The following is a 24,348-nucleotide window of genomic DNA, read 5'->3' on the forward strand; positions in this document are numbered from 1 at the left end:
CCGGTGATGTTCAGGTGTGGGGGGGCTTGCCTGTGATGGCGGTCTTTGGGCTTGCGCTTCTGAGTGCATATCCGTTGCTGCGTTAACGGCGGCTATTGGTTCCGCCCTTACGGCGGGTCACTTTTGGAAAAGAGCCGGAATGCCGGCCCAGCCAAAAGTAACCAAAAGGGCTCTTGCCCCACCACTCGGTGCCTCGCCTAGGCTCGGCATGCCAGAACGAAGGCTTGAATCCGTGGGCCGCCGCCATGGGCCATCCTTGGCCCATCGCGGCTAACCCGGCGTCCTGCCGGGTTACCCACGGATTCAAGCCTGCGTTCGGCCAGCGTGGTTAACGGGGCGCCTCAGATCAAGGTGGTAGAAGCAAAAGCAGAGCATCACCACATCTAGCTGATGTACCGAGATCCAACTGTGGGAGCGGGCTTGCTCGCGAATGCGGTGGTTCAGTTGCAAATAAGCTGACTGACCCACCGCATTCGCGAGCAAGCGCGCTCCCACATTTGATCTCAACCAGTCAGTTAGCGCTGCGGTGTTCCCGCAACCGCTCGGCCGCGCTGCGCAGCAGCTGCTCGGTACCGTCCCAGCCCAGACAGCCATCTGTCACCGACACGCCGTATTTCATCGACGCGCTCAGCGGCTGGCAACCTTCGAACAGATGACTTTCGAGCATCATGCCGATCAGCGAGGTGTCGCCTTGCAGGCGTTGTTCCAGCACGTTGTTGAACACGGCCGGTTGACGCAATGGGTCCTTGCCGCTGTTGGCGTGGCTGCAATCGACCATGATCCGTGGCGCGACTTTGGACTTGGCCAAATCGTGCTTCACCTGCGCCACGCTTTGCGCATCGTAGTTCGGCCCACGGTGACCGCCGCGCAGCACCAGGTGCGTGTCGGGGTTGCCCGGGGTCTGGATGATCGCCGGGTGGCCCTGGCTGTCGACGCCGAAGTGGCGGTGCGGGTGCGAGGCCGAGCGCATTGCGTCACAGGCAATCGCCACGCCGCCGTCGGTGCCGTTCTTGAAGCCGACGGGCATGCCCAGGCCGCTGGCCATTTCGCGGTGGATCTGCGACTCGGTGGTGCGTGCGCCGATGGCGACCCAACTGAGCAGGTCATCGAAGTAGCCGGCGGCCATGGGTTGCAGCAGCTCAGTGGCGACCGGCAGCCCCAGGCGCAGCATTTCGCGCATCAGCTCGCGCGACAGCGTGAGGCCTGCGGCCATGTCATCGCTGCCATCCAGGTGCGGGTCGTAGGCCAGGCCTTTCCAACCGATGGTGGTGCGTGGTTTTTCAACGTAGGCGCGGATCACCAGCAGCATCTGGTCGCTGACTTCCAGCGCCAGCTTCTTCAGGTTGCGCGCGTATTCCATGGCCGATTCCGGGTCGTGGATCGAGCACGGGCCGACAATCACCAACAAGCGTGAATCTTCACCCTTGAGAATGGCGCGCACGGCTTGGCGATGAGCGTGGATCTGTTCGTTGAGGAACGGGCTGAGGGGCAACTGGTGCTTGAGCTCAAGGGAGCTGGGCAGGCGCTGGGTCAGGGCTTCATTGGCGCTGGCAAGGGTGCAAACAGGCAAAGCGGCGACGGAGGAGTTCATATTCAAGGCTTCCTGGGCAAGCGGCGGGCTGTTCCCGCACGCTCTGCCCTACTGGGGTGTTCGACAATTGGCCGTATTGGCTGCGTGTGTTGGCTTGCCACCAATAGGTGACCGATCGGAGGCGGCAGGCTGTCCCGAACGGAGCTTGCTAAATCGCCATGCAGTGCAAGTGTCGTAACGGTAATAGGTGGCGTAGTTCATGTCGTGAGTCCTTTTAGTAGTCGGTGTGAAGCAAAATGATTAAGGCCTGAAAAAACAAAACCCCCGGTCGGGGAGCCGACCGGGGGTTAGATTTCTCTGGTAGGCGACCCCTTGAGTAGTGGGCGCCGATTTCAGGTATCAGGCGCGCCAGTGGCTAAACCAATACCCAAAATAAAAGCTGACCAGTGCGCTCGAACCGTTCACGCGGGTAGCCGACACCGAGCGCGAGGCGCTGGCAGCAGGGCAAACCTGAGTGGGGGTGAGTGGCAACATGGTATTTCTCCAAATGATGGGCGGAGCTTACTAGAGGCACACGGGTGGGTTCAATCAGTAATTTCTATCGTGTGAGGTACTTACGGCTATGGGGCGAGTGCCGATATGCTGGTAACACTTAGATAATGATTGCTGGGACGCGACCATGACTGCCTTGACCCTTGCTGCTGCTCAAACCACTTCCGTCGCCGGCGACGTGCCGGCCAATATCCTGCGGCACCTGGCGTTTATGCACGCGGCGGCGGAGCACGGCGTGCAGTTGCTGGTGTTTCCAGAACTGTCGCTGACCGGCTATGAGCCGACGCTGGCGGCCGGGTTGGCGATTGCCCCCGAGGATGCACTGCTCGCCCCCCTGCGCGACATGGCGCGGGCGCTGCGGCTGACGGCAGTGGTGGGGATGCCGATTCGTTTGGCGCCGCAGACGGGCGTGTTGATCGGCGCACTGGTGTTGGGCGCGGACGGTTCGCTGGCGGTCTATACCAAGCAGCATTTGCACCCGGGCGAAGACGCGGCGTTTATCGCGGGGCAGGGCGGCGCAGCCCTCGAATACGGGGATAACCGCATCGCGCTGGCAGTCTGTGCCGACTTTTCCCACGCCAGCCATCCGCGTCAGGCGGTTGAAGCGGGCGCCAATGTGTACGCGGCCGGTGTGCTGATCAGCGAGGGCGGTTACGCCACCGACAGTGCGCTGCTTCAAGGCTATGCCGCCGAGCACGGCTTGCTGGTGCTGATGGCCAATCATGGCGGCCCATCGGGTGGCTGGGCCTGCGCGGGGCGCAGCGCCATTTGGGCTGCCGACGGCGGTTTACTTGCCGCCGCGCCGGGTATCGGCGACGCGTTAGTCATTGCCCGCCCCGATGGCGGGCATTGGGCTGGCCACGTGGTGGCGTTGTAAATGACATTCCACCTGCGCGCAGCGACAAGCGAGGATCTGCCATTTGCGCGAACGCTGACCCTCGAGGCCATGGGCCGTTATTACCAGCAGTACGGGTTGTTCTGGTCTGACCGAGGCTTCGACGCCGGCTGGGCGGGACGGGAAAGTTGGCTGATCTGCAAGGATGAGAGCGTGATGGGGTTTGTCAGCGTGAACCGTGACAGCGAGGCGCTCTATATTCGCGAGTTGCACCTGCTGCAAAGCTGCCGTAAGCAAGGCGCAGGCAGTTGGGTACTGGAGCAGATGGTCATCAAGGCGCGCGCGCAGGGGCTGGGCCTTTTACGCTTGACCGTGTTCAAGACCAACCCGGCGAGGAGGCTGTATCAGCGCCAGGGTTTGAGCATCGTTGGGGAGGAGGGTTGCTTCTGGCGCATGGAGCGCGAGTGTCACGCAACCCCATCGGACTAAAACAGGCACGCTGTATGAATAAGCGCATACTGCCGTCAGGTAACCGCTTGCGCGTCGCGGTGTTGAGCAACAGGCTCATCCACGATAATCCCTTCTTTCATGCCCAGCAGGACTGCCACCTTATGGGCTTCCCCGCGCCGTCCCTTTTTACGCCCAGCGAGCACTTGATACGTCGTGGCGGGATCGACGCCGTGCTCACGAGCGAACGCTTGAACTGACTTTCCTTGATGGTCCAACCAAGCCTTGGCTTGTGCAGCAGTGCGAATACCGGGCATAGTTCAAAACCGTTCAAGTTTGTTTAAAAACGAGATGAGTGTGTCACCTCTTGGGGTGTGCCAGACAGGATCATACATCCAAATGAGTGGAATCGGTTCGCGCTTAAGGCAGGAAAGAGAACGTCTTGGCCTGTCACAGAAAGTTTTTGGTGAAATCGGCGGCGTTGAAGCAAACGCCCAAGGCAAGTATGAGAGCGGTGGCCGCGCACCCAAGGCGGACTACTTGTCACGCGTGGCCCAGCGTGGTGTAGATGTTTTATATGTACTGACGGGAAGCCCAACGCCGATCCAGCTGGAAAACCTGAGCCAGCTTGAAGAGAAAATCCTGGAAAACTACCGGGCGATGTTCAAGGAAGATCAGGACGCTATCCGCCGATTGACCTCCACACTGGCGGAACACTCCGTGTCGCAGAACGGAAAATACAAGTTGGCTCTCACGCAAAGCTGACCTTTTGCTCAGTAAAATCGGCTGTCTGGCGCAAGCCAGGCACCGATAGCGTGCGCAAACTCTATATATATGACGCTTGCAGCTAGGTCTGCGCCTTGGTTTTTTGCTAAGGTGTTCAGCAACCTATAAGACCATATCGCGAGGTGTCTGCTTGATTAGGGTGCTAGTAGTCGATGACCATGATCTCGTTCGTACAGGCATTACACGAATGCTGGCTGACATCGATGGCCTGCAAGTAGTCGGTCAGGCCGAGTCGGGGGAGGAATCCCTGATCAAGGCCCGGGAGTTGAAACCCGATGTGGTTTTGATGGACGTCAAGATGCCTGGGATCGGCGGTCTTGGTGCCACTACCAAATTACTGCGCAGCCATCCGGACATTAAAGTCGTGGTGGTGACCGTGTGCGAGGAAGACCCGTTTCCCACGCGCTTGTTGCAGGCCGGGGCGGCGGGTTACCTGACCAAGGGCGCAGGCCTGGCGGAGATGGTGCAAGCCATTCGCCTGGTGTTTGCCGGCCAGCGTTATATCAGCCCGCAGATTGCCCAGCAGTTGGCTATCAAGTCGTTCCAGCCGACCAGTGACTCGCCGTTTGATGCGCTGTCGGAGCGGGAAATCCAGATCGCCTTGATGATCGTCGGTTGCCAGAAGGTCCAGACGATCTCCGACAAGCTGTGCCTGTCGCCAAAAACCGTGAACACCTACCGCTATCGCATTTTCGAGAAGCTCGCCATCAGCAGTGATGTTGAATTGACCCTGCTCGCGGTGCGCCACGGCATGGTGGACGCCAGCGCCTGACATGACCACACCGTTTGATCCGAGTGCCTTTCTCTCAACCTGCAGTGGCCGCCCCGGCGTGTACCGCATGTTCGACAGCGAGGCACGCCTGCTTTACGTGGGCAAAGCCAAGAACCTGAAGAACCGTCTGGCGAGCTACTTTCGCAAGACCGGCCTGGCGCCGAAAACGGCCGCGCTGGTGGCGCGTATCGCCCAAGTCGAAACCACCATCACCGCCAATGAAACCGAGGCGCTGCTGCTTGAGCAGACGCTGATCAAGGAATGGCGACCGCCGTATAACATCCTGCTGCGCGACGATAAATCCTACCCTTACGTGTTTTTATCCGATGGCAACTTCCCGCGCCTGAGCATTCACCGTGGCGCGAAGAAGCAGAAAGGCAAGTATTTCGGGCCTTATCCCAGCGCCGGCGCGATCCGGGAGAGTTTGAGCCTGCTGCAAAAGACCTTTTTTGTGCGCCAGTGCGAAGACAGCTTCTACAAGAACCGTACGCGCCCGTGCCTGCAATACCAGATCAAGCGCTGCAAGGCGCCGTGCGTGGGCCTGGTTGAACCGGCGGAGTACGCCGAGGATGTGCGCCATTCGGTGATGTTCCTCGAAGGGCGCAGCAATGCGCTCACCGACGAACTCTCCGGCGCCATGGAGCAGGCCGCCAGCACCTTGGATTTTGAGCGGGCCGCCGAGTTGCGTGACCAGATCTCCCTGCTGCGCCGCGTACAGGACCAGCAGAGCATGGAAGGCGGTACCGGCGATGTCGATGTGATCGCCGCGTTCGTCAACCCGGGCGGCGCCTGTGTGCACCTGATCAGCGTGCGTGGCGGCCGGGTGCTGGGCAGCAAGAACTTCTTCCCACAGACGGGCATCGATGAGGAGGTGGCTGAAGTCATGGCGGCCTTTCTGGGCCAGTACTATGTCAGCAGCCCCGAGCGCGACTTGCCCTCTGAGCTGATCGTCAACGTGGTGCACGAAGACTTCCCCACGCTGATCGAGGCCATCCACGAGCTGCGCGGCCGCGAGCTGGACATCAGCCACCGCGTACGCGGCACCCGTGCCCGCTGGCAGCAACTGGCGGTGACGAATGCCGAACAGGCCCTGAGTGCGCGTCTGGCGAATCGACAGCACGTGGCTGCACGCTTCGACGCCTTGGCCGAAGTCCTCAACCTGGACGAGCCACCTCAGCGTCTGGAGTGCTACGACATCAGCCACTCCAGCGGTGAAGCCACGGTGGCCTCCTGCGTGGTGTTCGGGCCGGAAGGGCCGATCAAATCCGATTACCGGCGCTACAACATCGAAGGCGTGACCGCCGGCGATGACTACGCCGCCATGCACCAGGCCCTCACACGGCGCTTTAGCAAATTGAAGGACGGGGAGGGCAAGCTGCCGGATATCCTGCTGGTGGACGGCGGCAAGGGCCAGCTGTCCATGGCCCGTGACGTGCTTAACGAGCTGGCGGTGCCCGACCTGATCCTGCTCGGCGTGGCCAAGGGCGCCACGCGCAAGGCCGGTTTCGAGACGTTGTACTTGAATGATGCCGCCCATGAGTTCACTTTAAAGGGCGACTCACCTGCACTGCACCTGATTCAACAGATCCGCGACGAGGCCCACCGCTTTGCCATTACCGGCCACCGCGCCCGTCGCGGTAAAACCCGGCGAACCTCAACCCTGGAAGGGGTGGCAGGCGTTGGTCCGACCCGTCGTCGCGACCTACTTAAACATTTTGGTGGCTTGCAGGAGCTATCCCGTGCCAGCATTGACGAAATAGCCAAAGCCCCCGGTATCAGTAAAAAACTCGCTGAGTTGATTTATGCAAATCTGCACAGCGAATAGAATGCCTTCTCACCTCGTAGCCAGTTGTGCCGATGAATATCCCTAATCTGATCACCGTTCTACGCGTCCTGCTTATCCCGATTTTCATTTTGTTGTTCTATTTGCCGTACGAATGGAGCTATGCCGCCTCCAGTTCAGTGTTTGCCTTCGCCGCCGCAACCGACTGGCTCGACGGCTACTTGGCCCGCCGTCTGGAGCAGAGCACGCCATTCGGCGCGTTCCTGGACCCGGTGGCCGACAAACTGATGGTAGCGGTCGCCCTGGTCCTGCTGGTGCAGGAGCATGGCAACCTGTGGCTGACCCTACCGGCCGCCGTGATCATCGGCCGCGAGATCGTCGTCTCGGCCCTGCGCGAATGGATGGCGGAAATTGGCGCCCGCGCCCACGTGGCCGTCTCCAACATGGGCAAATGGAAAACCGCTGCGCAAATGCTCGCGCTGGTGATCCTGCTGGCGAACCCGTCGGACTTCTCCTTCTGGGTACTCACGGGATACGCCTTGCTGCTGATCGCCGCCGGCCTGACGTTGTGGTCCATGCTCCAGTATTTGCGTGCCGCCTGGCCTCACCTGCGCACCACTGTGGAAAAGAAATAAAACTTTTTTGAATCAAGGGGTTGACGGGTTCTGATAATTCTATAGAATGCGCACCACCAAGACGCGGGAATAGCTCAGTTGGTAGAGCACGACCTTGCCAAGGTCGGGGTCGCGAGTTCGAGTCTCGTTTCCCGCTCCAAAATTTGATTCACAGATGTCCACTGGACGCTGGGATCCACGAAATAGACGCTTAGGCGTCTTTTTTCGTTTCTGCGGGAAACTACTGGGATCCAGGGTAATCCGGTATGTTTAAGTAGTCTGGTAAGTAGTTTTTACGGAACGACTAGAAAATGTATTTGGGCTGGGTCACTTCAGGGTACCGGACGAGCATCGGGTGCTGACTCTTTAACAGGAGCTCACCATGCACTCTCGGAATTCACTATTCGGCACGCCCAGCCTACGGGTAAACGATACATGCTCGGCGGCTTTGACGGCTTGTCACTCTTGGTGACTGCAGCTGGCAGCAAATGCTGGTTGTTCCGCTACTATTGGGCCGGCCGACAAGTGTGCATGTCCTTTGGCATGTATCCCGCCGTCAGCTTGAAAGAAGCGCTTACCCGCGGGGACCAAGCGCGCAAACTGCTTGCTCAGGATATCAACCCGCGAGAATATCGTGAGCAGCAGCGTTTTGAGGCTGAAGCTGAAGTAAAACATACCTTCCAGGCGGTCTACGACGAGTGGATTAGTTTCCGTCGCCTGAGCTTAATGAAGGCCGCCAAAGCACACTGTTGCAAAATCAAAAGCATCACCCGCCACGATCTGCTGGCCATCCTCAGCACCATCGAACAACGCAAAGCCTTCACCATGGCTGAAAATTGCCGAACCTAGTTCAACCAGCTGTTTCGCTATGCCCTGGTAAAAGTCGAAGGTATGGAACTCAATCCTGCTTCAGACCTGGACGTTGTCGCGCTGCCCAAGGGAGGAAGGTGGTGCCAGCCATCGCTGACGCGATGACTGTTCGCGCTAGGGGCACGGGGCGAACGAGTGGGGTAACGCAGCAGGGCTGCGCAGCGGCCTTGAAATCTCCGACCGCCTGGCATGATTTACAGGCCTATAGTCATTTGCGCGGACTATTCGATGTGGGCTTAATCCGGCACTCGCCATCTCCGCGTTGTTTGTCTTAGGTTCAAAGGCAAGGCCTGAACCTATCTTGGGTAGAACGGTGCTTATGCTAATGTGCCACTACGGATTGTATGGCGAATATGGAGATTAGGTATGGGATGGAAAGGGACTGTTCGTTCGTTGAAGGCATCAGCCAGAAGATCGGAGCGTAATGCCCATCGACGCCAACGTTACCTTGAGCGTCAAAGTAAAGAGTACGCTCGGATGGAGGCGCTTGAACAAGCAGCCTATGAGGTTGATGTCTACGAAAATCACCTTGAAGTCCTTCTGTCCATGCATAAAGAGTGTGGCGAGACCATCAACTGGGGCCGTTTGCTTTCGAAGCTCGAACCCAAATCTCCACAGAAAAATGATCGCTTTGAGCAAGAGGCCGTGCAGGATGTCAGGGATTACCGACCTGGTTTCTGGAGCCGATTGTTCAAGCTGGATGCTCGCCAACGAGCGGTCCTGCAACTAAAGGTTGAGGCTGGCCAGGCAGAGGACCGCAATCGTTACCAAGCAGCGCTGACTGAGTGGGAAAACACTCATTCGGAATGGATGCAAGAGCGCGACTTGGCCAAGCGCATTCTCGATGGCGATCGTCAGGCAAAGCTCGATGCCATCGAGGTGTTTGAGCCTTTTACGGAGATATCGCTGCTCGGTTCAGCCATTCAGATGACGGTGCATGAACACGCTATCCTCGAGTCCCGGCTCTCGATTCATGGTTCTGATGTCATCCCGACAGAGATCAAGTCACTTCTGAAAAGCGGTAAGTTGTCGGCCAAGGCCATGCCGATCGGACGCTTCAATGACCTTCATCAGGACTACGTTTGCAGCTGCGCCTTGCGAGTAGGGCGGGAGCTGCTGGCGGTCCTGCCGGATGATCTTGTGATCGTCACGGCAATGGATAATGTACTCAATGGCGCAACGGGCCATATGCAAGAGCTGCCGATCCTCAGCGTCGCGTTTTCCCGATCAACCATGGACGCGCTCAACCTCGATGCAATTGACCCATCTGACGCCATGAAGAATTTTGTTCACAACATGAGCTTCAAGAAGACCCTCGGTTTCGCGCCGGTGGCGGTACTTGACGCAGCACGGTTCTCTGTCGGTGCTTGACTGACTTGAAGAGGGGGTCGTTATGAGATGCATCGGAATGGTTTTAATCGTATGTCTTGGCGTTTCGCTGTCCTCAACAGTCAATGCTGAGTGCTTCGGCGAGGACGAATACATGGTCTGCTCGGACGTTGAACCGGACGCAGATGGCGATATCCACGCCCAGTCCTGGGATACCGAAGGGAATACCTATCACCTGGATACCGAGACGCGGCCCTATGCAAATGGTCACGTGGTCGAGTCGAGCGACAGCGAAGGGAATAGCTATTCAATCAAGTCTTGGAGTGATAGCAGCGGCGCTCACACCGAAGACAGCGAGGGGAACGTCTGTACGATCACCCCTACTGGCCAGATGATTGGTTGCGGGCAGTAAAAAGGTCCCTATGCCGCTCGATTCATCGCTCAACATGCCATGCAGCTCACCACCAAAAAACGGGATGAACTTCGATGATTTACCAGTGCAACGGATGCAACAGGACCACCTTCGAAACGGCATGCCCGTGGTGTACGAACTCTGAGTTGTCGCCCTCGTCTGAATTGAGTACTCGACATCTCACTCCTTTAGATCCTTCGTTTTACCCAGACTTCCAATACCGGTCGAAAGGTTTGATCAAAGACTTTCTGGGCAAAAAGAAGGAACAGGCCCAACTCAACGATTTACTGAATAACGTGTTGAGAAAATACGCAGAGTTGAAGCAGCCGTACTTCACCAATTTTATTCACACCACGCGTGAGGGCACGAGCGGTCGTGATGACGCCGAAGCGCCTGGGCCGAGGATGGATGGTGTTTATACGGAGAGGGAACTGTTCCGGGAGGTCTTGATTCGCAAAGGCTTTGATGAGCTGGAACAGCTTCCTTCGCTCTTGGATAAGCTGCTTCTGACGACATCGTTCAACTCGGTTTATTTGGGCTTTTCCAGAGAGCTTAGCCGGCATATCAAAGCCAACCTCTCTGACACTTTGAGGTCATGGATCGAGGAAGCAGGCACCACATTTCGAGCGGATCTGGCGCTGTTTTACTACTACCTGTGGGAGAGCCAGGTCGATTATTCCGGTATTCAATTCAATCCGCTGGCGACTTCCACGGCCGGTACGCCGTTGCTACCGATGCAGGCGTTCCGACAAGGTCTTAGCCTGTGCGAGACGATTTACTTCGATATCTTGGTGGAGCGACTGGCAAGTCAGCTCGAGCACTTCAACCCCAATCGCTTCATTACGATGTATCTCGTCGACGGAATGGATGGTTTCCAGTTTGAAGCGTTTTTGGTTGAGATCTTTCAAACCATTGGCTACGACGTCAAGGAAACCAAAAAAACAGCGGATCAAGGTGCTGACCTATTTGTGAGTCGCTTCGGCAAGAACATGGTTATTCAAGCGAAAAACTACACCGGTTCTGTGGGCAACTCCGCCGTTCAGCAGGCGATTTCCGCCAAGGCGTTCTATGGCTGTGATGAGGCGATGGTGGTTACAAATTCCTATTTCACCCGATCTGCCAAGGAGTTAGCCAGCACGGCGGCCGTGCGGCTGGTTGATCGCGAGGGTCTTCAACGTTATTTGGATGACTATAACCAGAAGCTGATTGAGATGTTTCAGGCTGAAGAAGCTGGATATTGAAGGGGCTTAGGCATGGGGGCTGGGCTGTTCGCAGGACGCACCTGGATGATTTCCGCTTTGAGGCGCTCCTCCGCGTACATCTTCTTAAAGCGCCGGTTTTCCTCCTCAAACTCGCGCAACCGAGCCACCAGTGACGCATCCATGCCGCCGAACTTGGTTCGCCACTTGTAAAAGGTGGCAGAGCTGATGCCGTGTTCGCGACACAGCTAGGGGCCGGACTACCGGCTTCGGCTTGCTTGAGGATGGCGATGATTTGGCTGTCTGAAAAACGTGATGTTTTCACGCAAAATTTTCTTGATCCGGTTAGGAAAAAATTCTACTTCTGGTGAGTGCTTTTTTCAGGGGGGATTACCTTTGGAATAGGCTAAGGTTGACGAAGCGACTAAGCGCCCATAGAAATTTTACGAAAAAATTACGGGTGGAGACGTTTTGGCGCCGCGATACTGCGCGGCGCTAACTTGCCAGGTTATTGTTTATGTCCCACGCGGCAATACGACTCATCGGCTTTGTCTTAGGTCTGTTTCTGATTACGTTGGCCATCAGCATGGTTATCCCCATGATTACCTTGGTGGTCTATGAGCGCAGCGACGATTTGTCCGCCTTTCTTTGGTCCAGTTTGATTACGTTCATCTGCGGCCTCTTGCTGGTCATGCGAGGGCGCCCGGAGACCGCTCAACTTCGCCCAAGGGACATGTACCTGCTGACGACCGGCAGTTGGGTGGTGGTGTGTACCTTTGCGGCGTTGCCAATGGTGTTTATCAGTCACATCAGTTACACCGACGCTTTTTTTGAAACGATGTCTGGCATCACAACCACCGGCTCAACGGTGTTGAGTGGTTTGGACACAGCCTCGCCAGGGCTGTTGATCTGGCGATCGATGCTTCACTGGTTGGGAGGGATCGGTTTTATCGGCATGGCCGTGGCGATTCTTCCGCTGCTGCGAGTAGGGGGCATGCGGCTGTTCCAGACAGAGTCTTCAGACTGGTCGGAAAAAGTGACGCCGCGCTCCCATGTCGCAGCCAAATACATTCTTTTTCTCTATTTGGGGCTCACGGGCGTCGGCACGCTCGCGCTCTGGGTTGCCGGGATGACGCTATTTGATGCCGTCAATCACGCCATGTCGTTGATCTCTACCGGTGGTTTCTCGACGTCGGACGCCTCGCTTGGGCATTGGACACAGCCTGCTATTCACTGGGTGGCAGTTGCCATCATGATTCTGGGTAGCCTGCCTTTTACGTTATACGTCGCGACATTACGCGGCCATCGGCGCGCGCTGCTGAAGGATCACCAGGTTCGTGGGTTTATAGGGTTCTTGGTCTTCACGTGGCTGGCGGTAGGTGCTTGGCTTTGTCTTCACAGCGATTACGGATGGTGGGATGCATTTCGTATCGTGGCGGTGAATGTGACATCGGTTGTCACCACTACCGGCGTCGCCGTGGGTGATTACACCGTGTGGGGCAGTTTCTCCGTGTTGCTTTTTTTCTATTTGACCTTTGTGGGGGGCTGTTCAGGCTCCACGGCGGGGGGTCTTAAAATCTTCCGTTTTCAAGTGGCGGCAACTTTGCTGGTGAGCAGTTTGAAGCAACTGATCCACCCGCGCGCCGTGATTCAGAAAAAGTACAATGGCCACCCCATCGACGAAGAGATCTTACGTTCGCTTTTGACGTTCTCATTCTTTTTCACCATCACGATTGCTGTGATTGCCTTGGGCCTGAGTTTGATTGGGCTGGATTGGACAACGGCGTTGAGCGGTGCCGCTACGGCTGTGTGTAACGTCGGGCCTGGGCTTGGCACAATCATTGGCCCAGCCGGTAATTTCTCATCACTACCAGATGCCGCCAAATGGCTATTGACCGTAGGCATGCTGCTGGGACGACTGGAAATCCTGACAGTGTTAGTGCTCATAACGCCGGTATTCTGGAGATATTGAGTGTTCACTGTTGATAGGCTGGAGCCAAGATAGAGGGTCAGCACTCAGGGCCGTCGCGATGCGAAGCGCCGATGCATGTGCGACCCAACGGCTACTCGGTGATCCCATTTAGCGTGCAGTAATCCTTCCATGCCATCTCAACCATCTCTGACACTTCCCGATGGAACGCCAGGGTCAGGCGTTTCAGCTCTTGGGGAGACTGCGAAATCATTGTCAGCGTCAGCTCCCACACTTCTACCTCAAGCCTTGCGGCCTCTTGTTCAAAGGCCGATTCGATACACATTTTCTTTTCAGCCTGACTCAGTCCCTGTACAGCGTCATTGAGGGATGAATCGCCTTCGAAGAATTTTGAAAGCGCGAGTTCTTTGCGTAGATCATCGGAGTTCATGACCTTCTCCTCACTATTCACGTTACCTGGGCCTCATCGAACCAACTGCGGACCGTCTGGGTAAAAAACAAATGCACGGTATCCCACCAGCGTCGCCACCAATGACCTTGCTCTGCGTCCACAAGGACCACTAATGGCCGACTCCCCAGCTTATGCTCGGCGTCGAACAGGTCGAGCCTTCCGACGACCGTGCCTGCCGTGATAGGGGCTTCGATGGGGCCATCAAACGCCAGGCGCATCTCGACGTCTCGATTTCTATTCTTGGGCAGCGTGAGGGTCATGTCTTCAAGCAAACCCACATCCACGTAGTGTTGTATGCCTTTCCAGAGCGCGACCTGCGAGAGTACTTCGCCACCTTTCTTATAGGTTTGGGTGTCGTAGAAGCGAAAGCCATACCCCATCAGTTTTTCTGTTTCTGCCGTACGCTTATGGGCGCTACTGGCGCCCAGAACTGCGCTGATCAAACGTTGCCCATCCCGCTGTGAGGAGGCGACCAAGCAGTAGCCCGCCGCCTCTGTGTGCCCGGTCTTCAAGCCGTCATAGGTGGAATTACGCCACAAAAGCGTATTGCGGTTGGATTGTTGAATGCCGTTCCACGTGAAGGTTTTCTTGGCGTAAAGAGGGTAGTAGGTGGTCCCTTCGCTGATGACTTTTCGAGCCAGGGTCGCCATGTCACGTGCGGAAGAATAGTGCTGCGGGTCCGGTAGGCCGGTGGAGTTCATAAAGTGGGTGTTGAGCATTCCCAGTGTTGAAGCGGTTGAGTTCATCATCCCGACAAACCCGGCTTCGCTTCCCGCGATATGTTCGGCCAGCGCAACGCTTGCGTCATTGCCTGAATCGACGATCACGCCGCTTAGCAAATCGTGAACAGAAGCAGAACTGCCGGGCTTGAGAAACATGCGTGAGCCACCTGTACGCCAGGCATTTTCGCTCACTAGGACTTCATCGTTTGCGCTAATCAGGCCGGACTTGAGCTCATGCGTCGTGATGTATGCAGTCATTAACTTGGTCAGGCTGGCCGGTGGCAGGCGTGCATCACTGTTGTGGCTGGTAATGACCCTGTTCGTTGCCGCGTCGATGAGTATCCAGGCTTCGGCGCCCAGCTTCGGCGCAGCGGGGATCATTGTCCCCAGGGTTGCTTTGGCAGCCAGAGCGGCATTCGCCCATAGAAGCGGTGGCGTTACGCAGAGCACGGTTAACACACGCAGGAACAACAGATAATTCACAAGCAAAAGGCCTTGGGTCAGCAATATGTGCTGCCAAACTAGGCCTGGGCGGCAGGGCGCTCAAATTAACCAGTATTAAGTTAAATTTAACCTTCGGGTACAGATCAAGCGGTGGCATGACCGCTGAACATCGGGCAGTGAATCAATACGCGTGTTCCTCTGCCCGAGGCGCCAGGGTGGAGATCCAGTGTGTATCCGTGCAATTTCACGATGGCGGCGACTAACGACAGGCCTAAGCCGTGGCCTGGGTTTATCTGGCTTCCCTCGCCGCGATAGAGCCGGCGAATGACATGCGTACGGTCCGCTTCAGGGATGCCGGTACCATCGTCGACGACTTCAATAATGACGGCTGAGTCCTTGATGCTCCCCCGCAATTCGATATGGCCGCCCTCAGGGGTAAATTTAATGGCGTTATCGAGCAGGTTGACCAGCGCTTCGAACAGTAACGAACAGTCGCCATACACCTGGGGACAATCGCTGGGAATGTCCAGCGAAAGCGTTTGGGCGCGGTCCAGTGCCATCGGCTCGTAAAACTCATGCGCCTGTTTCAACAACGTCATGATCGGGAAGGGCGCAAAGGCAGAGCGGCGACGAATATCCTCAAGCTCAGCGACCCGCAGCAGTCCTTGAAAGCGCACCATGATCGACTCGCTCTCCTCAAACGCCTGATTCAAGGTCTGCTTATGTTCTAGGGCCAGCGGTAACTGCTGGAGCTGATAGAGCCGTGCGCGTAAGCGTGTCAAGGGGGTGCGCAAATCATGGGCAATACCGTCGCAGACGCTTTTCACCTCATGCATCAACTGCTCAATGTGCTCGAGCATCGTATTGACGGCGTTGGCCAGCATATCCAGTTCATCGCGGCGTGCTGACAACGGCAAACGCTCAGCCAAGTTGCCCGAAACGATACTTTCGGTACACAGCTGCAGGCGTTTGACACGGCGTAATGGGCGACGTCGCAGTAAGCGCCAGCCAATCAAACCGGGGATAAGGGTTAATGACAACCCCCACATCAGGGCCTGCTCAATAATGCCACCCACGGCGGAAATCGACCCGCCGTCACGTGCCAAAATCAGGATATGTCCGTCAGGGCGCCGTGCCAGCAAGGCATAGCTGCTTCGGGTTTCGGTGCTGGGTAACGCAATGCTCAGGCCGCGCTCAAGGTAGTGAACCCGGCCGTCGTCGGGTAGGTTGGAGCGCAGTTTCAGCAGGTCGCCGGCGACATGGGTGCCATCGGGTGCAAATAAACCGTAGGCGTCGATCCCGGGGGTCGAGTAAGCCTCACTCGCCGCCAGCTCGTCGAGCAGTTTCGAGTCGTCGATCTTTTGATAATAGTGGGCGCGTTGCAGCAACGTACGCTCGGCAACTGTGCCCAGATAGTGGGAGATTTCCCAGTAAAGCACGCCGGTAAAGAGCGCTCCCCAGGCCACGAAAAACACCGCGTAAAACCCGATCAACCGACTACCGGACGAGCGCCATTCCTCATTTTTTGGTTGCGAGGACATAACCAGCACCGCGTATTGTATGGATCACAGGTGAGTTTTCGTCGCTTTCCAGCTTCTTGCGCAGCCGACCGATGTGCACATCAATGATGTTTGTTCCGGGGTCGAAGTGATAGCCCCAGACGCCTTCAAACAGCATGGTGCGAGTGACCAGTTGGCCGGCACTGCGCATCAGGTAGTTGAGCAGTTTGAACTCGGTAGGCAGCAACTGGATGTCTTCGTCATTGCGCGTCAGCTTGTGCTCCACTAAGTCCAGTCGCAGGTTGCCACAACTGAGGTGCGGGTTACTCAGATCTGCGGCAGTGCGTCTTAGCAATGCGTCAAGGCGTGCGACCATCTCGACCGCCGAAAAGGGCTTGGTCAGGTAGTCATCGCCGCCCGCACGAAGTCCCAGGACGCGCTCATCCACGTCCGAAAGAGCGCTGATCATCAGGACCGGCGTCTGAATCCCAAGACTGCGCAAGGTGCTGACAATCGTCAGCCCGTCAAAGTCCGGCAGCATGCGATCCAGCGTAATGGCGTCGTAGCCGCCTGCAATCGCCAAGGCCAATCCCTCGCGTCCAGTGGCGGCCCACTTTGAGCTGAAACCGTGGCGTTGGAGTTCAGCGACGATGATTTCGGCCGTCACCTGATCGTCTTCAATGACCAACGCATTACTCATGACTTCCTCCATTTGTACGTATTTTTCGGCGCTCCCGACTCAATGCCGACACCCAGTGCAAGCGAACCTTATTGTTCCAAGTTGCGCGCGAATACTAACTATTTCTTAACCCACCTTAACCCGGTCATCTCGCCTGCACGGATATATTCGCAATAACAGCCGAACGCGCTGACAGACATGAGGGTAAATAATGACAACCTATCTGGCTTTCTTCTTGCTGACATTCGCTTTGGTAGGCGCTCACACAAATTGGCTTACCCACAAAATAAAGTCGACGTGATGGGGCCACTGAGCCGGGAGTGAATAGCTATAGTTATCTGGTCACTGCCGGTTGGACGTGACCGTTTAACCCGTTAATCTTGTTTTTGCATGTTATTGAACCTCAACAACGGGAATCCGCTCGGGTGATCAAACCGATATTGCTGATACGTCGTCGCTTTGCCTCGATCCGATGGCGTACTCGGGTGACACTCTGGGTCGCTGCTACCCTCGCAGGATTGCTGGTAGTGATGTTCGCCCGGTTGGCTGACCTGGCGCTGATGCAGTTCGCCCAACAGGCCGCCGCCCGGCCATGGCTGCCGTTTATCTACACGCCGCTGATCGGCATGTTTGTGGTGTGGATGACCTCGCGTTTTTTTACAGGGGCTCAAGGTAGCGGTATTCCCCAGGTGATCGCGGCTACGCGGTTGGCCCACCAAGGCAAGTCCGTGAATAAGTTGGTGTCGTTGCGTCTGGCCTTCGCCAAGATAGGCCTCGGTACCCTGGCCCTGACCGGTGGTTTTTCAGCGGGGCGAGAAGGGCCTTCGGTGCAAGTCGCCGCCTCGGTCATGCATTTCTTTCATCGTTACCTGCCCAACGCACGCATCATTCGCCCTGAAGACCTTATCCTGGCCGGTGGCGCGGCGGGTATTGCCGCCGCCTTCAACACGCCCTTGGCCGGTGTGGCCTTTGCGGTAGAGGAGCTGGGGCGCAAGTTGGAAACCCGCACCAGCGGGGTGTTGCTCAGCACGATCATTTTGTCGGGGATGGTCGCGATTGCCTTGCAGGGCAACTACAACTATTTCGGGCACTTCGACGTACAAGAGGCCAATCTCGATATCGTTGTTCCGGTACTGGCGATTGGTATTGGCTGTGGCGTTATGGGGGGGTTGTTCAGTCGGATGCTCCTGTGGCCACAGCGGTATCGCAGTTTTGTCGTCTGGGAATGGCGCCGCCTGCATCCAGTCTGGTTCGCAGGTGGCTGCGGCATGATCGTGGCGATTCTCGGTTGGCTCAGCGGTGGGATGTCCTTTGGCAGCGGTTACGGGATCACCTCCCAGATCATCGTGTCCGATGTTGGTTTGCCGTGGCACGCTCCGATTACGCGTTTTCTTGCGACCGTCGTGACTTATTTTTCCGGCATACCGGGCGGTATTTTTGCCCCGTCTTTGGCGGTAGGCGCCGCTGTCGGTGCCAATGTCGCTGAATACTTCGCCTTGGCGGCACAGCCCATCATTGCACTGTGCATGGTGGGGTTTCTGGCAGCAGTCACGCAATCGCCGATCACCTCTGCAATCATCGTGATGGAGATGATCGACAGCCATGGCATGGTCATCAGTCTGATGGCTGTTGCACTGATTGCCAAAGCAGTCAGTGCCAGGATGGGCCCCGAGCTCTATCAGCAGTTGGCGCGTGGCTTTCTGCAATCGGACGGCAGTGGCGCCGCCGCGCAAAAAGCCAACACGTAGATTGGGTCAGTGCAGCAGCGGTCGCGCCGCTGCACTGAGCTTGTGACGGTCCTCTTGCAGTACAAGCGCAGTGTTCGCGTGCTTGAGCAGCAGTTCTGCGTGCCGGGTACAGGCCCCCCTGAACATCGCTGGGTTTATCTGTGCCAGGCTCACAAGGGCCTTCATCATGCGCAGGTCGACTTCCACCAGACCCGCGCCATCTCTGGCAATCGGTGCGAAGAAGTCATCGAACAGGTCATTCACGGTCAAACCGCGCAGGTAAACGTGCTGGCAGTCAGCGTCGATTTTCGCGGCGGGTTCTTTAGGTTTACCCCAACATGTCAGGCTTCTGACGCCGCGCCCAATGACGTCAATGGCGGTGCCGGGGTCATTGACGGCCGGCGACAAGGCGCGGGAGGCGATCTCCGACAACACTGACAAGCCGAACCGGGGGTCGTGTTCGAACGTTCGACGCACGCCGATAGCCAGGGTAGCGATGATTTTTTCGTTGCTCGACGCCAGCTCCTCCCCGCGCGCCCTGCTCAAGCTGACGGTTCGTGCGAGCGGCATGCCGACATGCACAAAGCTTCCCGGCAGGACGTCCATAAATATCTGTATCTCGTCTGCTTTGGCTATCGCGCCTAACGCCTGAACGTCAATGTGCTGGACGTACCCCGTGTGGAGGCTTGTGATGATCAGCGCGGAACTGGGGATCACTGACTCGTAAGGGTAGGCGGCTGCCCCCAAATGCGGCCATTGGACTCGATGGTTAATGGCATCAATGGCTGCTTGCTCGACACGGTCAATAGTTTCTCCCACCCGCCCAAGCTTGGACAAATGATCGATCCAGCGCAGCAGCGTGTAGACAATCAGAATGACCACGACAATGGTTACCGCGAATAGCAAAACCCTCCCTTGTGTACCGTAGGCGCCGGTACTCAGCGCAATGATCCCCACCAGGCTGAACAGGAATGAGCCAATAAAGGTGGCCAGGGCATTTTGTGTCGTGGTGTCTTCCATCACCAGTGTAGTGGCGCGGGGCGTCACGCCGCTGCTCGCTGCACCGTAGGCGGTGACCATGGTGCTTAACGAAAAGGTCGTCACCGCGAGCATGCTTGAGGCAATGATGCCTAAAATCTTATCGACGGCGTCGGCACCGATGCGGGCGGGCAACGATTCGGGAATGTAGTCCTTGAAGACAACGGCGAGTAACGCGGTGGCAATACCCAGCAAGGAAAACAGACTCGCCCTGAACCACAGCCGTTTGGTCAATTGGTGCAAAACCCAGCGCCAGCGTGCGAGCATTTTTATACCTCCTGCAAATAACGCGATGGGACCCATCGCACGGATTCAGGGAAACGAAGGCGGTGAGTCAATTATCCTTAATGGAGTCTGTCGTCTGGCCAAGGGTTCATCCAGCGTCTTTGTTTGCAGCACACGGAATGACTCTCTTGACCAATTTACCGATCGACATGCCTTGGATCAGGATAGAAAAAACGACCACTAGATACGTCAGGGAAACCACGATATCGCGAGCCGCGCCTGGGGGCAGCGACAACGCCAATGCCACCGATATCCCGCCCCGCAGGCCGCCCCAGGTCATCACACTCCAGGCACCTTCCGGTAGGCGGAAGCGTTTACCCAATACCGCAATGGGAACCCCTACAGTCAACAATCGTGATAACAACGTCAGCAATATGACCAGCAGGCCAGTGGTGAGCAATGGGTTGGAGAACTGGATCAAAACGACTTCCAACCCGATCAATACAAACAGCACTGCGTTGAGTATTTCATCGATCAGTTCCCAGAACATGTCCAGGTTTTTTTCAGTCTGCTCGGACATGGCATGGGAGCGCCCTTGGTTACCCACAATCAGTCCCATCACCACCATCGCCAATGGGCCGGAAACATGGAACTGAGTGGCGAGTGCATAGGCGCCGAGAACAGCGGCCAGGGTGATGAGCACTTCCTCCTGATAGCTATCGATACTTTTGAGCATTCTGTAAGTGATATAGCCCACGCAGGCGCCTAACAGAGCACCGCCTCCGGCTTCCGTCAGCAACAGCTGCGATGCGCCGATAACCGAGGGTGTCTCCCCGCTGGCAATCATTGCGACGATCAGCGAAAACAGCACGACACTCACACCGTCGTTGAACAGTGACTCACCGGAAATGACCAGTTCCACGCTATGGGGCGCGCCGGCAGATTTCAGAATGCCCATCACTGCGATGGGGTCGGTGGGGGAGATCAGCGCGCCAAACACCAGGCAATAAGAGAGCGGTAGCTGCATTTCTGTAAGAGACAACAGCGCCCAGAGCCCAAAGCCGATGATCAATGTTGAGAGCGTTGTCCCTACCACTGCCAAGGATGCAACTTGCCATTTGTAGGCCCGCAGTTCCGACAGATCCACATGCAGCGCGCCAGCAAAGAGCAGCAGTGACAGCATGCCTTGCATCAGCAGTTCGGAAAAGTCGATGGACTCCACCAGCGATTGCTCAAGGGTATGCAAGGCGTGAAAACCCAGCGCATCGGATGCCATATTCAACAGTGACAGGCCCAAGGCAATGCCCATCACACCGATGGCGGATGGCAGGCCTACGTAACGCCGATTGAGATAGGCGAGTACTGCTGTGATGCAAAGGAAGATCGCAATAATGTCCAGCATTGACCGGCTCCAAAAACGCAGGATGAGGAAAGAACCCTCGGCAATGCTGATCGCAAATACCTTTGAGCGTTCAGAAATAACCGCCGCCTGTGCTGTGCATTCAGTGAATGCCGCGCCTGCCGGTATTGCAAATATGACGGCCAGCCGTTGCGCAGCAGTTGTTGCAACCCATAGCGTAGATCAGACGTGGCGCTTGATCCTCGTATCGGGATGTGATGTGGTGGGCCACACAGAAAGACGACTGCCCTTTGCCATGCGGGGCGCTCGCAACTTTAATTCTTTTCAGCATTTCGAGGTTTCATGCAAATCGAGTTACAGGAGATTAGCGACCACCTCTATCGTTTCGCTCCATTTGATACGCTGCCAAAGGAATCGGTAGACGCCATCGCTCGGCGGGTAGAAGTGAGTTATTTCAAGGCCGGCAGTGACATCCTTGAAGCGGGTGCGATCATTCATGACTTGCACTATGTACGTAGCGGTGCGGTGGAGATTTACCGGCGCAATGGCGAACTCTACAACCGACTTGTCGAAGGCGACCTCTTCGGTCAGGCCGGTTTGTTGCGCAGTAACAAGGTGCGCTTTCCCGCCAGAGCCTTGGAAGATAGCCTGATTTATTACATACCCGCCGACGTCTTCGCCGACCTGTGCGCGCAGCATGATGCGTTCGCCGACTTCGTTGAAGCTGAGGGGCACTCCAGGCTCAAGACTGCCGTTGAGGCGCAGGGGCGTGCCAGTGAGCTTATTCAGCTCAAATGCCGAGGCCTTATCTCCCGGCCCTTGGTGTGGGTCACGTCGGATACCTGCGTCGGCGACGCCGCAAAAATCATGACAGAGCAAAGCGTTTCTTGCGTTCTGGTGATGTCATCAGCGGGCTTACAGGCGGCTGAAATAGAAGGGATTGTGACCGATAGGGACCTTCGCACCCGCGTTGTTGCGGCAGGCCGAAACGCTGACGAAACGTCTGCTCGAGACATCATGACGGCCGAGCCGGTAGCGATAGGCGCAGACGACTCAGTGTTTGAAGCGATGCTGGTGATGTTGCGCCGTAATATCCACCATCTGCCGGTGGTCCATCATGGTCATCCGATCGGGCTGATCAACCTGTCGGATATCATCCGCTACGAGTCACACAGCAGTTTGTACCTGGTAAACCGAATCTCTAACCAGACTTCGGTCGACGGTCTGAAATCGCTTTTACGTGACCTGCGCGGAACCTACATCCGTATGGTGCGTGACGGCGCGACGGCGCACATGATTGGCAGCGCGATTTCGGGTATTGGCCGAGCCTTTACCCAGCGTTTGCTGGAGCTCGCAGAGAAAAAACTGGGGCCGCCTCCGGTGCCCTACTGCTTCATGGTGCTGGGCTCCATGGCGCGTGATGAGCAGTTGTTGGTGACGGACCAGGATAATGCCCTGGTGCTCGACGACCGCTTCGATCCGCTCCAGCACGATGCTTACTTCCGAGCGTTGGCGACGTTTGTGAGTGATGGCCTGGCCGCGTGCGGTTACAGCTATTGCAAGGGCGGGATCATGGCGACGAACGACCAGTGGCGTCAGCCGTTGAAGGTATGGCGAAGTTATTTTGATCAGTGGATCGAAAAGCCTAACCCGACGACGTTGCTCAATAGTTGTATTTTTTTCGATCTGGATGGCGTGTTTGGCGAGCTCGAGCTTGTTCAGGAACTGAAGGTTCTGTGTGCTCGAAAATCCAGCGCACATCCTGTTTTTCTAAGTGCCATGGCGCGAATTGCCCTTAACCGGACACCGCCATTGGGCTTTTTCCGGACCTTTGTGGTGGAGACAGACGGGCAGCACAAACGGATTATCAACCTCAAGGGGCGAGGCACCGCACCGCTGACGGACCTGATCCGCATCCATGCGCTCGCGTGTGGCAGTACCGCGCAGAATTCATTTGATCGCATGGATGCCATCGCGAACAGCAACGTCATTCCGCCTGAAGCATTAAAGCAACTGCGATACGCGCTGGAGTTCCTGTCGATGGTGCGAATTCGACACCAGGTTGACGCACTGGAGCAGGGAGCGGCGCTCAATAATTACGTCGAACCGGAACGCTTTTCCAACAGTGAGCGACATAATCTCAAAGAGGCGTTTCAGGTCTTGAGTAATGGCCAGAATTTCTTGCGCTTCCGTTATCCGTCAAAGGGTCGCCTGTCGTCATGAAACACGTGAAAGCGCAGCCCAATCATAAAATGCTGGAGTGGTCTTCCAGGTTCGAGACCCTGGCAGACAATGCCGTTAACAGCCGCTTGCGACAGTTCTATCAAGCCGGCGCGGTCTCGGCACAGGCATCCATTGACAGCGTGCAACTGCTGGCCATGGACGTGGAAACCACCGGCCTTGATGCACAGGCTGACAGCATTGTGAGCATCGGGCTAATGCCGTTCACGCTGCAGCGCATTTATTGTGGGAGCTCGCTTTACTGGGTAATAAAACCAGCGTCCGAGCTGAATGAAAAGTCAGTGACGTTTCATCACATAACCCATGCTGAAATTTCAGATGCGCCCACCTTTGAGCAGGTGCTGGCCCCGTTGCTGGAGGCCATGGCAGGCAAGGTGATGGTCGTCCATTATCGGAACATTGAGCGAGCCTTTTTGGATCAGGCAGTGCGTAGGTATTTAGGGGAGGGGTTTGAGTTCCCGGTCATCGATACGATGCAGTTAGAAGCCCGACTACACCGGCAAAAGCGCGGGTGGTTCGCCCGACTGATGGGGCGCTCACAACAGTCCATAAGGCTGGCGGATAGCCGAGCGCGCCTTGGCCTTCCGGCTTATCACGCGCACCATGCATTAACCGATGCCCTGGCGACCGCAGAACTGTTGCAGGCGCAGGTAGCGACTCATTACTCAACGTCCACGCCTATTGGTGAGTTATGGAACTGAGTCACCGCTAGATAGTGAAACGCTTGCGGATGTCTGACGGACATTCCTGAGGCCTACGCTTAGCCCGATGGATCTCGCTCTTGAGGTGCATTCGGGCGTTGGGTCTGCCGTCACCCTCCGCCTTGAGCAAATGGGCATTGACTCGCTAGCGGTACTCAGGCTGACGCCATCTGCGCAGGCGATGGCGTCACGGGTGTGTTT

The 24,348-nt window shown here is 56.7% G+C and carries 22 protein-coding genes, 1 tRNA gene and 1 pseudogene; 15 read left to right on the top strand and 9 right to left on the bottom strand.

Features of this window, described 5'->3' with window-relative positions; all coding sequences use genetic code 11:
* Positions 1–511 precede the first annotated feature (511 nt).
* A complete protein-coding gene (locus tag K0P33_RS12565; RefSeq protein ID WP_094953690.1) occupies positions 512–1,591 on the bottom strand; it encodes a 3-deoxy-7-phosphoheptulonate synthase in 1,080 nt (359 codons plus the stop codon).
* Between the two features lie 619 nt (positions 1,592–2,210).
* On the opposite strand from K0P33_RS12565, the gene K0P33_RS12570 reads away from it, so the two are divergent.
* Positions 2,211–2,960 (top strand): carbon-nitrogen hydrolase family protein, encoded by a 750-nt coding sequence (locus tag K0P33_RS12570; protein WP_094953691.1) that lies wholly within the window; start codon positions 2,211–2,213, stop codon positions 2,958–2,960.
* Positions 2,961–3,407, top strand: a complete 447-nt coding sequence (locus K0P33_RS12575; RefSeq protein ID WP_094953692.1) for a GNAT family N-acetyltransferase — start codon at positions 2,961–2,963, stop codon at positions 3,405–3,407.
* 35 nt (positions 3,408–3,442) lie between these two features.
* On the opposite strand, the gene K0P33_RS12580 is transcribed toward K0P33_RS12575, so the two are convergent.
* Positions 3,443–3,682 (bottom strand): DNA-binding protein, encoded by a 240-nt coding sequence (locus tag K0P33_RS12580; protein ID WP_094953693.1) that lies wholly within the window; start codon positions 3,680–3,682, stop codon positions 3,443–3,445.
* Between the two features lie 82 nt (positions 3,683–3,764).
* On the opposite strand from K0P33_RS12580, the gene K0P33_RS12585 reads away from it, so the two are divergent.
* The 9 genes from K0P33_RS12585 to K0P33_RS12625 all read left to right on the top strand — a co-directional run bounded on the left by K0P33_RS12585 (position 3,765) and on the right by K0P33_RS12625 (position 11,172).
* The gene (locus K0P33_RS12585) at positions 3,765–4,130 is read left to right on the top strand and encodes a helix-turn-helix transcriptional regulator (protein WP_094953694.1); all 366 of its coding nucleotides are present in this window, start codon (positions 3,765–3,767) and stop codon (positions 4,128–4,130) included.
* Positions 4,131–4,281: 151 nt separating this feature from the next.
* Positions 4,282–4,923, top strand: coding sequence for a UvrY/SirA/GacA family response regulator transcription factor (uvrY, locus tag K0P33_RS12590; RefSeq protein WP_003190387.1), 642 nt, complete (start codon positions 4,282–4,284; stop codon positions 4,921–4,923).
* 1 nt (position 4,924) lies between these two features.
* Entirely contained in the window at positions 4,925–6,748 is a 1,824-nt protein-coding gene (uvrC, locus tag K0P33_RS12595; protein ID WP_177017687.1) for an excinuclease ABC subunit UvrC, read from the top strand.
* Between the two features lie 32 nt (positions 6,749–6,780).
* Entirely contained in the window at positions 6,781–7,341 is a 561-nt protein-coding gene (pgsA, locus tag K0P33_RS12600; protein ID WP_003232771.1) for a CDP-diacylglycerol--glycerol-3-phosphate 3-phosphatidyltransferase, read from the top strand.
* Positions 7,342–7,404: 63 nt separating this feature from the next.
* Positions 7,405–7,480, top strand: a tRNA-Gly gene (locus tag K0P33_RS12605).
* Between the two features lie 242 nt (positions 7,481–7,722).
* Entirely contained in the window at positions 7,723–8,169 is a 447-nt protein-coding gene (locus tag K0P33_RS12610) for an integrase arm-type DNA-binding domain-containing protein (protein WP_256589284.1), read from the top strand.
* A 498-nt stretch (positions 8,170–8,667) separates the two neighbouring features.
* The gene (locus tag K0P33_RS12615) at positions 8,668–9,561 is read left to right on the top strand and encodes a hypothetical protein (RefSeq protein ID WP_242155491.1); all 894 of its coding nucleotides are present in this window, start codon (positions 8,668–8,670) and stop codon (positions 9,559–9,561) included.
* Between the two features lie 37 nt (positions 9,562–9,598).
* Positions 9,599–9,931: a hypothetical protein gene (locus tag K0P33_RS12620; RefSeq protein WP_094952066.1), complete on the top strand. Its 333-nt coding sequence runs from the start codon at positions 9,599–9,601 to the stop codon at positions 9,929–9,931.
* Between the two features lie 74 nt (positions 9,932–10,005).
* Positions 10,006–11,172 carry a restriction endonuclease gene (locus K0P33_RS12625; RefSeq protein WP_094952067.1) on the top strand — a complete coding sequence of 389 codons (1,167 nt, stop codon included), beginning with the start codon at positions 10,006–10,008 and terminating at the stop codon, positions 11,170–11,172.
* Positions 11,173–11,213: 41 nt separating this feature from the next.
* Here K0P33_RS12625 and K0P33_RS12630 read toward each other — a convergent pair.
* Positions 11,214–11,455 (bottom strand): annotated as a pseudogene (locus tag K0P33_RS12630) (transposase); the annotation flags it as partial.
* Between the two features lie 192 nt (positions 11,456–11,647).
* On the opposite strand from K0P33_RS12630, the gene K0P33_RS12635 reads away from it, so the two are divergent.
* Positions 11,648–13,102, top strand: coding sequence for a TrkH family potassium uptake protein (locus K0P33_RS12635; RefSeq protein ID WP_094952068.1), 1,455 nt, complete (start codon positions 11,648–11,650; stop codon positions 13,100–13,102).
* Positions 13,103–13,193: 91 nt separating this feature from the next.
* Here the strand turns inward: K0P33_RS12635 and K0P33_RS12640 are convergent, their stop codons facing one another.
* From K0P33_RS12640 to K0P33_RS12655, 4 genes are all read right to left on the bottom strand, one after another.
* Positions 13,194–13,490 carry a DUF6388 family protein gene (locus K0P33_RS12640; RefSeq protein WP_094952069.1) on the bottom strand — a complete coding sequence of 99 codons (297 nt, stop codon included), beginning with the start codon at positions 13,488–13,490 and terminating at the stop codon, positions 13,194–13,196.
* Between the two features lie 17 nt (positions 13,491–13,507).
* Positions 13,508–14,716, bottom strand: coding sequence for a D-alanyl-D-alanine carboxypeptidase family protein (locus K0P33_RS12645; RefSeq protein ID WP_094952090.1), 1,209 nt, complete (start codon positions 14,714–14,716; stop codon positions 13,508–13,510).
* Positions 14,717–14,820: 104 nt separating this feature from the next.
* The gene (locus K0P33_RS12650; protein WP_242155493.1) at positions 14,821–16,218 is read right to left on the bottom strand and encodes a HAMP domain-containing sensor histidine kinase; all 1,398 of its coding nucleotides are present in this window, start codon (positions 16,216–16,218) and stop codon (positions 14,821–14,823) included.
* Positions 16,196–16,876: a response regulator transcription factor gene (locus K0P33_RS12655; protein ID WP_094952071.1), complete on the bottom strand. Its 681-nt coding sequence runs from the start codon at positions 16,874–16,876 to the stop codon at positions 16,196–16,198. The genes K0P33_RS12650 and K0P33_RS12655 overlap by 23 nt, the downstream gene beginning before the upstream one ends.
* A 404-nt stretch (positions 16,877–17,280) precedes the next feature.
* On the opposite strand from K0P33_RS12655, the gene K0P33_RS12660 reads away from it, so the two are divergent.
* Entirely contained in the window at positions 17,281–18,603 is a 1,323-nt protein-coding gene (locus K0P33_RS12660; RefSeq protein WP_242155495.1) for a chloride channel protein, read from the top strand.
* A 6-nt stretch (positions 18,604–18,609) separates the two neighbouring features.
* Here the strand turns inward: K0P33_RS12660 and K0P33_RS12665 are convergent, their stop codons facing one another.
* Together K0P33_RS12665 and K0P33_RS12670 are read right to left on the bottom strand one after the other, a co-directional pair.
* Positions 18,610–19,887: a DUF2254 domain-containing protein gene (locus K0P33_RS12665; RefSeq protein WP_242155497.1), complete on the bottom strand. Its 1,278-nt coding sequence runs from the start codon at positions 19,885–19,887 to the stop codon at positions 18,610–18,612.
* A 106-nt stretch (positions 19,888–19,993) separates the two neighbouring features.
* Entirely contained in the window at positions 19,994–21,247 is a 1,254-nt protein-coding gene (locus K0P33_RS12670; protein WP_094952074.1) for a sodium:proton antiporter, read from the bottom strand.
* A 300-nt stretch (positions 21,248–21,547) separates the two neighbouring features.
* On the opposite strand from K0P33_RS12670, the gene K0P33_RS12675 reads away from it, so the two are divergent.
* Together K0P33_RS12675 and K0P33_RS12680 are read left to right on the top strand one after the other, a co-directional pair.
* Positions 21,548–23,428 (top strand): DUF294 nucleotidyltransferase-like domain-containing protein, encoded by a 1,881-nt coding sequence (locus K0P33_RS12675; protein ID WP_094952075.1) that lies wholly within the window; start codon positions 21,548–21,550, stop codon positions 23,426–23,428.
* A complete protein-coding gene (locus tag K0P33_RS12680) occupies positions 23,425–24,147 on the top strand; it encodes a 3'-5' exonuclease (RefSeq protein WP_094952076.1) in 723 nt (240 codons plus the stop codon). The genes K0P33_RS12675 and K0P33_RS12680 overlap by 4 nt, the downstream gene beginning before the upstream one ends.
* Positions 24,148–24,348: the final 201 nt, after the last annotated feature.

Source organism: Pseudomonas sp. ArH3a, assembly GCF_022648765.1.
Lineage (GTDB): Bacteria > Pseudomonadota > Gammaproteobacteria > Pseudomonadales > Pseudomonadaceae > Aquipseudomonas.